This is a genomic window from Bartonella sp. AA74HLJMH (assembly GCF_042197045.1).
Classification (GTDB): Bacteria; Pseudomonadota; Alphaproteobacteria; order Rhizobiales; family Rhizobiaceae; genus Bartonella.
The window spans coordinates 1-8,590 of record NZ_JBHIRJ010000002.1 but is presented as its reverse complement, the minus strand read 5'-3'; the positions used below and the strand labels follow the sequence as shown (position 1 = coordinate 8,590).

The 8,590-nt window shown below is 39.4% G+C and carries 6 protein-coding genes; 3 read left to right on the top strand and 3 right to left on the bottom strand.

What is annotated here, in order from left to right; genetic code table 11:
• Nucleotides 1-866: 866 nt before the first annotated feature.
• Both ACFINH_RS01475 and ACFINH_RS01470 read right to left on the bottom strand, forming a co-directional pair.
• Nucleotides 867-1,880 carry a sensor histidine kinase gene (locus ACFINH_RS01475; RefSeq protein WP_375618002.1) on the bottom strand — a complete coding sequence of 338 codons (1,014 nt, stop codon included), beginning with the start codon at nucleotides 1,878-1,880 and terminating at the stop codon, nucleotides 867-869.
• 22 nt (nucleotides 1,881-1,902) lie between these two features.
• Nucleotides 1,903-2,697 carry a response regulator gene (locus ACFINH_RS01470; RefSeq protein WP_375607013.1) on the bottom strand — a complete coding sequence of 265 codons (795 nt, stop codon included), beginning with the start codon at nucleotides 2,695-2,697 and terminating at the stop codon, nucleotides 1,903-1,905.
• Between the two features lie 168 nt (nucleotides 2,698-2,865).
• Between ACFINH_RS01470 and ACFINH_RS01465 the strand changes: the two genes are divergently transcribed.
• The 3 genes from ACFINH_RS01465 to ACFINH_RS01455 all read left to right on the top strand — a co-directional run bounded on the left by ACFINH_RS01465 (nucleotide 2,866) and on the right by ACFINH_RS01455 (nucleotide 5,286).
• The gene (locus tag ACFINH_RS01465) at nucleotides 2,866-3,069 is read left to right on the top strand and encodes a NepR family anti-sigma factor (protein ID WP_375610684.1); all 204 of its coding nucleotides are present in this window, start codon (nucleotides 2,866-2,868) and stop codon (nucleotides 3,067-3,069) included.
• Nucleotides 3,070-3,076: 7 nt separating this feature from the next.
• Nucleotides 3,077-3,631 (top strand): RNA polymerase sigma factor, encoded by a 555-nt coding sequence (locus ACFINH_RS01460; protein ID WP_375611691.1) that lies wholly within the window; start codon nucleotides 3,077-3,079, stop codon nucleotides 3,629-3,631.
• Nucleotides 3,632-3,855: 224 nt separating this feature from the next.
• A complete protein-coding gene (locus ACFINH_RS01455) occupies nucleotides 3,856-5,286 on the top strand; it encodes a sensor histidine kinase (RefSeq protein ID WP_375613648.1) in 1,431 nt (476 codons plus the stop codon).
• Between the two features lie 899 nt (nucleotides 5,287-6,185).
• Here ACFINH_RS01455 and ACFINH_RS01450 read toward each other — a convergent pair.
• Complete coding sequence (locus ACFINH_RS01450; RefSeq protein WP_375613647.1) at nucleotides 6,186-8,174, bottom strand: M23 family metallopeptidase; 1,989 nt, start codon at nucleotides 8,172-8,174, stop codon at nucleotides 6,186-6,188.
• Nucleotides 8,175-8,590 lie beyond the last annotated feature (416 nt).

The following is an 8,590-nucleotide window of genomic DNA, read 5'->3' as shown; positions in this document are numbered from 1 at the left end:
TCTATAGTGAATTAATCAAAGTCATTGGCTTGCACGTCATAAAAGGGTGTGTGTGGGGGCTCTATGTCGGTGAGTAATATTTGAAAAAAGCCTAAAATGCCTCTTATGGACGCTCTCAAAGGTCAATGGCTGTTGTAACATGAGAGACAAATGGTATGATGATGCTCAGCTACTACTTTTATGAAGTGAAAAGGGGTATGAAGGTAAAGAAGGACGTGGCGTAACAAGGGGCGGTTTTGATGGTTTACTTTACGGGGGCTATTATATCTTATTTACAGATACTGTTTTGAAATGAGCGTGGATGCGCTGGGAAATATTAAAAAAGTGCGTGAATGAAAGACATAAGTGTATTCTGTTTTAGAATGTCCTATTGTACTTGAAGAGAATATCTCCATTATAGAATGCGATAAATAAAAGCGTAAAATATGTAATTTTCATCAATTAATTGTCGTTGTCGTGGATGCTTTAAGCCCATAAAGCTGAAGAGTGATGATGGATATTAGCTTTACTCCTTGAAATTTCATATTCTGCCAAAATAAAATTATATACGCATTGCGAAAATTACACAAAAAGAGATGGGTAATAGGCTCGCTTTTATTTTGCATATAAAAGCTGAAACGGTTTGCTCTTTATCGTTTTGGTTTCTGTTTTAAAATATGCCGGTTATATGAGGGATGGAAGTTGATTGACAGCGGGAATGGATTTTATGTGGCTTTCAGTTCTCATCGTTAAGGTTTTGCGGAACTATTGGGGGACTATAGAGGTTGGTTTAAAGAGGTTGGAAAATATCTTTGTGCTTAATAAACAGATGAGACATTTTGCTAAAAAAGGGGAAACTTCTCTTGTTCATTGTTTAAAATGCTCTTTTAAGAAAAAATATCAAAATAAGTATCAGGAACAGAGAGGCAATAGACAATTCCTTCTTGTGTCAATTTGAGGGAAGCTGAACCATTCACGGAAATGGGAACGATTTTTTCGAGAACGGCACTACCAAAACAGGCTTTTTTATTGTTTGTGGGAGGGATGCCGGATTCAAAATTTTCATGCCAAGTGATGATAAGTTGCGTTTTGCCATTCAGTTTTGTTTCAATTTCACAGCGTACACAGATGCTCCCCTTTTCTTGGGAAAGGGCTCCAAAAGAAAGAGAATTGACAATCAGTTCATGAAAAGCCAAACCGATATGCAAAGCGGCATTGGGAAAAAGATAAGGATCGACGCCTTCAAGTGAAAAACGTTCTGTTTCTTTCATAAAATAACCTAAAGCCTGCGTTTGGACCAATTCGCGAAATTGAGCACCGCGCCAATCGGAATCAGTGATCAGATCTTGAGAATGAGAAAGAGAATGAAGACGACCTTGAAATTTTCGTAAAAAAACTTGAAGAGATTCAGTGTAGCGGGCGGTTTGGCTGGCAATACTTTGAATGATCGCTAGAAGGTTTTTAGAACGGTGACTGACTTCGCGAAGAAGGATTTTAAGCACTTGTTCACGGCGGCGTAAGCCGGAAATATTGACACCGGTGGTGATAATACCAATAATGTCTTCGTTATCATTGCGGTGGCAATCAATAGAAAATTTGTACCAAATCTCTTGTTTATTTGTATCTTCAAAACGTGCTTCAACAGTTTGCATTTTGCCACTGGCTAAAACTTGCAGTTTGATGGTTTCCATATTGTCTGCAAGGTCAAGCGAAAAAAAGTCGCTGTCACGACACCCAACCCGCCATTTATTGTGCAAATGGTGTGGCAAGTTTTCAGCCCATAAATAAACCAGATTTGTTGCCTGATAGAGAACGCAAATATCAGCACCACGAATCGCTTGCATGAGCGCACTCATATGAGATCTATCCATGGGAGGCTTTGAAAGAGGCGTAACGATCATAATTTTAAGATGTTACCCTGTTCTAAGCCGCTTTAGAAGCATTCTCTTGAAAAAATAAAGCTTGCGAAATAAGCGCTTTCACCATATCAGGGTTAAAAGGTTTGGTCACTAAAAAAGTTGGTTCTGGACGCTCGCCAGTGAGAAGCCTTTCGGGAAAAGCTGTGATGAAAATCACCGGTATACGGTCATTTTTCAAAATCTCGTTGACCGCATCAATCCCTGAACTGTTATCGGCTAATTGAATATCAGCCAAAATCAACCGTGGTTTTTTCTTATGATACATGATGACAGCTTCATCACGCGTGCGCGCTATTCCTACAACATGATGACCTAGGCTTTCTACCATTTGCTCAATATCAAGTGCAATAAGAGGTTCATCTTCAATAATCATTACTTCAGTGGCAATTTGTTGAGAAATATCAATGGATGCTTGGTTGAGAAGCTTGCGAAATTCTTTCGTATCCAGATTCATGATTTCGCTGGCGTCTTGTTCATGAAACCCTTCAACGGCAATGAGCAAAAATGCTTGGCGTGCACGGGGCGTGAGATAGGATAATTTGGCACTGGTTTTTTGTTCAAGACCAAATTGGGGCAGGGGTTCAGGGATGTTTGGTGTGGTTTGGTCAAAAAGATGGCAAAAAAGCCAATAGGTACCAATTCGGTCAGTGGAGGCTTTGGGAAAAATGGAGATGTCGGCAATGAGTGCTTCCAACATCGCTGAAACATAGGCATCGCCAGAGGATTGGCTACCGGTGACAGAGCGGGCAAAACGCCGAAGATAGGGAAGATGCGGGGCAATGCGCGTTGATAATGACATAATTTATAACTCCTTTGACCTTTCAAGCATTTTGTTGGTTGAAATTCTCAACCGATAAAAAAGTTCCTTGATTTGTATGGAACTTTTTACCGGCAGCTATATTTACAACCATAAGGCGAAAAATTCTTCGCGGTGCTACCAGTAATATATGGATTAGGGGGATGAAAAATGAACGACCGTGATGAAAAAAATCTCACCACACAATTTAGAGTTGGAGATGATCTTCTCGGGGTCAATAGCGAAATAGCACGGAAGTTACGTCAATTTTACATGGAAATTCAAGAAGAAGCACTGCCACGGTGTTTGCTTGAGCTTTTAGAGAAGTTGGAGCGCGCAGAGCAATTTGGCTTAAACAATGTGGAAAAGGTTTGAATCCTTTATGTCAAAGTGCGCGAAAAACTTTAAACAAGAACTCCTTTCTGTGTTGCCGGCTTTACGAGCTTTTGCTGTTTCTTTAAGTGGCAAGCACGATAAAGCCGAAGATTTGGTCCAAGATACTGTTATGAAGGCATGGGCTAAGCAAGATAGTTTTGAGATGGGAACTAATCTTAAAGCTTGGCTTTTTACCATTTTGCGCAATGAATTTTATAGTCAAATGCGTAAAAAGGGAAGAGAAGTTCAAGATACCGATGGCGTGTTTACTCAAAATGTCGCTGTTCATCCTGCTCAATATGGATCGCTTGATTTGCAAGATTTCAAAAAAGCCTTAAATTTGCTTTCTGCCGATCAAAGAGAAGCCATTATTCTCATTGGCGCATCGGGATTTTCTTATGAAGATGCTGCGGCTATTTGTGGTTGTGCTGTTGGAACCATTAAAAGCCGTGTGAGCAGGGCGCGTAATCGATTACAAGAACTTCTTAAAGTCAATGGTGAGTCTGATTATGGTCCTGATTCTTACTCAGCTGGAAGTACATTGTGTTCATTTAACGGCTAAAAAAGCATAATAATTATGATTGATAGCCTTGTTTTTTTTATTCCCGTTATAGCTATTACAGTAAAGTCAGTATCTGAGGGAATTCAGAAGTTTGGCGTGTATCCTTAGGAACACAAGAAAAGCCTGTATAAAACTTTCTCACGGGCTTTAGGTTTTATGTTCCATAAGGTTGCCTTCCTTTGTGCTGAAAAATGACGACTTTCAAGTTCGCCAATGGACATTCTATGACAACAAAAACAAATTTGATGCCTCAAATGCCTTCTTCTGATGCAACGATATCACGCTGGCGGTGGGGTGCGATTGTTGTTTCTCTTGTTATGGCTCTTTTGGCATCGGTTTTTATTATGTTGCTTTCAAATGCCGTTGATCGAGAAGTCGCACAGTTGAATACAAGTTCAGAATTGCGCGAACAGGCTGATTTGGTCCTTATTAGCCTGATTGATATGGCTGTTGCTGATCGCAGCTATGCAAAAACGCGCAAGGCGGAAGATAAAATACGTTTTGAAAATGCAGAGCGGGAGTTGGGGAATATTCTCGACTATATCGCACTTATTATTTATGCGCATCCGCAGTGGTATAAATGGTTTACGGCTTTTAAAGAAGAGGTTGAAGCACGAAAAGCCTTTATGAATGCCCATATGCGTGCTCTTGATGCGATTCCTGAACAACCTTCTCAACCTTCTCATGCGGACTCTTTGGAAGTATCAAAGATTCCTGTAGCACGTTTAGCTCAATTGATGACAAGCTTTATTAATGGGGATGATGTGGTGCGACAAAAACAGCGTGAGGGTATCGCATTGATGCGGGCGGCTTTGACATTGGCGGCTATTGTTTCCGTTGTGAGTACCTTTATTTCTGCCTATTTTGTTATTAATCGTTTTCATCGTGATATGCGCTCTTTAAAATTGTATCAATTGCTGCTTCATAGTGAAAATATCGCTCTGGAAGCCCGCGTGAAAGAACGAACACAAGAATTAGAAAGAGCACGTAATCACGCTGAAAAAGAACGCCAACGGGTTGAAATATTGTTGCAGGATGCAAGCCATCGCATTGGCAATTCTCTTGGGACGGTGTCTTCTTTGTTGGGGCTCCAGTTAAACCGGAGCAAAAATGAAGAGGTACGTGCTGTTCTAGGGGCTGCACGTGATCGTATTCAGACAATTTCTACAGCACATCGTCGTTTGCGCTTAAGTGATGATATGGAAACGACTTTATTGGCAGAGTTTCTCAGCTCTGTTGTGCATGATGTCGAATTGGCAGTCCCTTTTGAATTGCGTGAAAACATCACCATTCACACCAACTTTAAAGATTGTCGCCTGTCTTCAAGAGATGCGACAACACTTGGAATTATCCTTGGTGAACTGCTGACAAATTCCTTAAAACATGCCTTTCCTGATCAACGGTCTGGTCATATTTATATCTCCTTTGGTCCCCAGAAAGATGGACAATTGATGCTCATTGTAGAAGATGATGGCGTGGGAATGAAAAGCCAAACTTTAAAACAAAAAACAGGACTTGGTCGTGTGGTCGTGGAACAGCTCTGTATGCAATTTGGTGAAAAACCTCTGTTTGAAACTTCTGCTTTAGGAGGCACAAAGATTGTCATTCCTTTGCCAAAACTTAGCATGAATAGTTCAAAAAAAAGCTCTGACTGATTTTTTAAAAGGGTAAATTTTTTCTTTTCTCGTGGTAAGCTGCCTTTCATTCATCGTGAATGTATGGGGAGGGCATCTTTTCACAAGAAGAAGGAAAAATACGGCTTCAGTAGCGCGAACACAGCACCATTCATATCAGATTGTCAATTGCCTTCAAGAGAAACAACTTTGCTTCTTTATCTTTTGGTGTAATGTTTGATTTTCTCTCTTGTTGTTTTTTTGCTTTGTTGACTCCGATGATAGGCTTTCAAAGTTCTCCTTGTCTGAGAGCTTTGAAGTGCTTAAGTTAGCCTTTAAATTTATTTTGAATAAGTGCTCCTTTAAGCCAATAATACTTATATTCGTAAGCTCTATTGCTTTGCAAAAAGATTGTTTTTTCAAGTTTTGTTATTTTTTGTAAGGCATGTGAAACTTTAAATATGGGGTGTTTTTGTAAAAGTGTGTAACGAATACTCTTAAGGTAGAACGTGCTCAGAAAGTTCATGAAACACCGTCCTTTAGGGCTATGAACAGCATACATTCAACAAGTGGAATCTATTCAACAAAAAGTCGGGTTGTTTATAGAATGATATGGATTTTAGAATCTTCATCCTTTAGCGGGCACCTCTTTGATTTGAGATTTTATTGCATGGCAAATAAGGACGGGCTATCGTTTTGATAAAATAAACAAGAAGAGTTAGCCTTTTGGGGTTTCATATTTTTCACTTTTCTATTGTGCGTAAACCTGAAAAGGGGAGGGCGTTTTATTTTTAATCATTGTGATGCGACCTTGGGTGGTGGCATCTTTCGGCGTATTCTTTAATAGATATTTAAAATGCGGAAATCTCTTTGAGAAAAGTAAGCGCTCAAGCATATTTTTTAGATGTTTTGAGTCGTAAAAATGCAGATGCTTTCATGCTTTAAGTCTCTTCGGAGGGTGCTATTGGGCTGTTGATCAAGGCATCAATGTTGTTTTTTTCTTGTAGGAATGTTTGTAGGTCTTGATTGGTTAAGGCTTTGCTATCCGGTATACGAATGCGCATGGGATCAACTTTGACGCCATTGACAATGATTTCAAAATGACAATGGGGTCCGGTTGCCATTCCTGTTGATCCAACATACCCAATAATTTGTCCTTGTCGTACTTTCACGCCTGGTTTGATGTCTGGTGCATAACGACTTTGGTGTGAATAACTGCTGACATATCCATTGGCATGTTGAATTTCCGTATGGTTTCCATAGCCGCCTGTTACGCCTACTCTTGTGACAATACCATCTCCTACAGCAATAATGGGTGATCCTTTAGGAGCAATCCAATCAACACCCGTATGCATGCGGACATAGCCTAAAATAGGATGTTTGCGTGGACCAAAGGGAGAGCCAAAAATGCCATTTGGTGTGGGTTTGCGCAGCAAGAAAGGCTTTGAACTTTTCCCTTCAGAATCATAATAATCAACGCTTCCATCTTTTAATTGATAACGGTAATATTTATAAGTTGTATTCCCAAAAGTTGCACTAATATAACGAATTTCTGGATCAGCGTTCTTGGATGATTCCTTTGCTTTCAAATTCTTTTTGCCGTTTTTGTTTTCTTTATCGCTTTGTGGTACAGCATAAAATATTTCGATCTGATCATTGGGTGTTATCGGACTTTTCATGTCAATATTGGTGGCTAGCAGACGAATAAGACGATGAGAGAGAGATTGTGATATATTATGGCTTAGCAAAGCACTATAGAGTGCATCATAAGCCGTTGGTAATTGCGCGCTATTGATATAAGAATGTGGAATACCATTTTGAAAAGCCGTTTTAAGTGCTTTAGACATTTTAGGCTCTGTGCTTTCAATGAATTGGCCTTTATCATTCAGGGCAATGGTGAGAATATGATGCATCCCTTGATAGATACTTGCGCGTACGAGATGGTCTTCTTCACCAGCTTGTGTCACGATACCAATGCGTAAAAGGCTTCCCTCTTTAAGGGAATCGGAAAGGCTTATTTTTTCTAGCGTTTTTACAACCTGGTCAATTTGCTTTTTTGTATAACTGGTTTTTTTGAAAGCATCGGCTATCGTTTGTTTTTTACGAATAGGAATAATATCTTCAACATAGTTTTTCGTCAGATCGATACGGTGACTTTGAGGAGAAACGGTTACATTTTCTTGAACGATTCGAACTTCAGGGGATTCTGTGCCTTGGGAAGGGGAGGATACATCTTCTAATTTTAAAGGATCAATCAATGTGAGAACTGAAAGAAGTTCGGAGCTCTTTTCTAAAGTAAATCCAGCTTTTTGTACTTCTTGTTGTGCCTCTTCATCTGTCAATGTGTCGCTGTCATCAAAATCGAATTGATTTACCTTAAAATCATAGCTGCGTAAGGTGAGTTTTGTTTCAACCTTTGCTCCATAAATCTGCCCAGAATCTTCTTGTGGTGCGATATTTTGATTTTTCGTATCACTAGCAAGAATGCTTAAAGAATCAAATTTTGGATAGCTATATTTCTGGGGGCGATTTTCGGCTAAAGCCATACGAATCCATTCAAAATGTTGTGTTTGAATGACTTTTTCATCGCCTTTTTTTTGTAGAATCGATAGTTCAAATTGACGTTTTCTGTCAAAGCTTTGCCTTGCATGGGTGGGAGAAATACGATCACCTTTATAGCCATTGGCCTCAGGGTCTTGTGATTCTGATAGGTTTTCTTGCGTAAACCATTGTGGCGGTGTTACCAATCGCTGTTGTTCATCAAGAGCCGTAAAAAGTGCAATCCCCATAAGAATGCAGGAAGTGATTCCTGTCAGAATGGTTCCCGTAAGCCAACGAGCAGAGACCTGTCGGCGCGCAGGCCGCAAGCGCTTGACGACAAGAGCAGGGTCTTGTCCAGGATCGTTTTTTTGTTGTTCGTTATCCCACATAGATTTATAAGAGTACTTTTCAATATTAAATAAAGAAAGCTAGATAGATAGATAGCTTAGCATGCTTCTACAGGAATTTGATTCTTTTTACAAATTACAGATCATGCGATTCTCTTTATACAGCAATGTCTTTATAAATCGTATCTGCGCAGAAAATTTTCTCTATTAAAGTAGCAAAAACAAGCGTTATTGTGATTAACTGATTCCTAGGCAACTTCCTATTTTTATGCATTGCAATGGGGTGCTATATTTTACTTTAAAGGCGCCATGCTCTCTTTGAACTCCTTGCTGTTTTCATGTTTTATTTTTATGAAGGCAGATTTTGCCTATAATTGCTTGTTTCCAATAATGTCTTGAAATAGGATTTTTTGTTCAATATTTTATTGGTAAAGTTTGGGTTATTTTATTTAAAAAAA

Excerpts from the sequence above, each read along its gene's own strand:
- ACFINH_RS01475 (WP_375618002.1), bottom strand. The coding sequence starts at position 1,880 with ATGATCGTTACGCCTCTTTCAAAGCCTCCCATGGATAGATCTCATATG.
- ACFINH_RS01470 (WP_375607013.1), bottom strand. The coding sequence starts at position 2,697 with ATGTCATTATCAACGCGCATTGCCCCGCATCTTCCCTATCTTCGGCGT.
- ACFINH_RS01465 (WP_375610684.1), top strand. The coding sequence starts at position 2,866 with ATGAACGACCGTGATGAAAAAAATCTCACCACACAATTTAGAGTTGGA.
- ACFINH_RS01460 (WP_375611691.1), top strand. The coding sequence starts at position 3,077 with ATGTCAAAGTGCGCGAAAAACTTTAAACAAGAACTCCTTTCTGTGTTG.
- ACFINH_RS01455 (WP_375613648.1), top strand. The coding sequence starts at position 3,856 with ATGACAACAAAAACAAATTTGATGCCTCAAATGCCTTCTTCTGATGCA.
- ACFINH_RS01450 (WP_375613647.1), bottom strand. The coding sequence starts at position 8,174 with ATGTGGGATAACGAACAACAAAAAAACGATCCTGGACAAGACCCTGCT.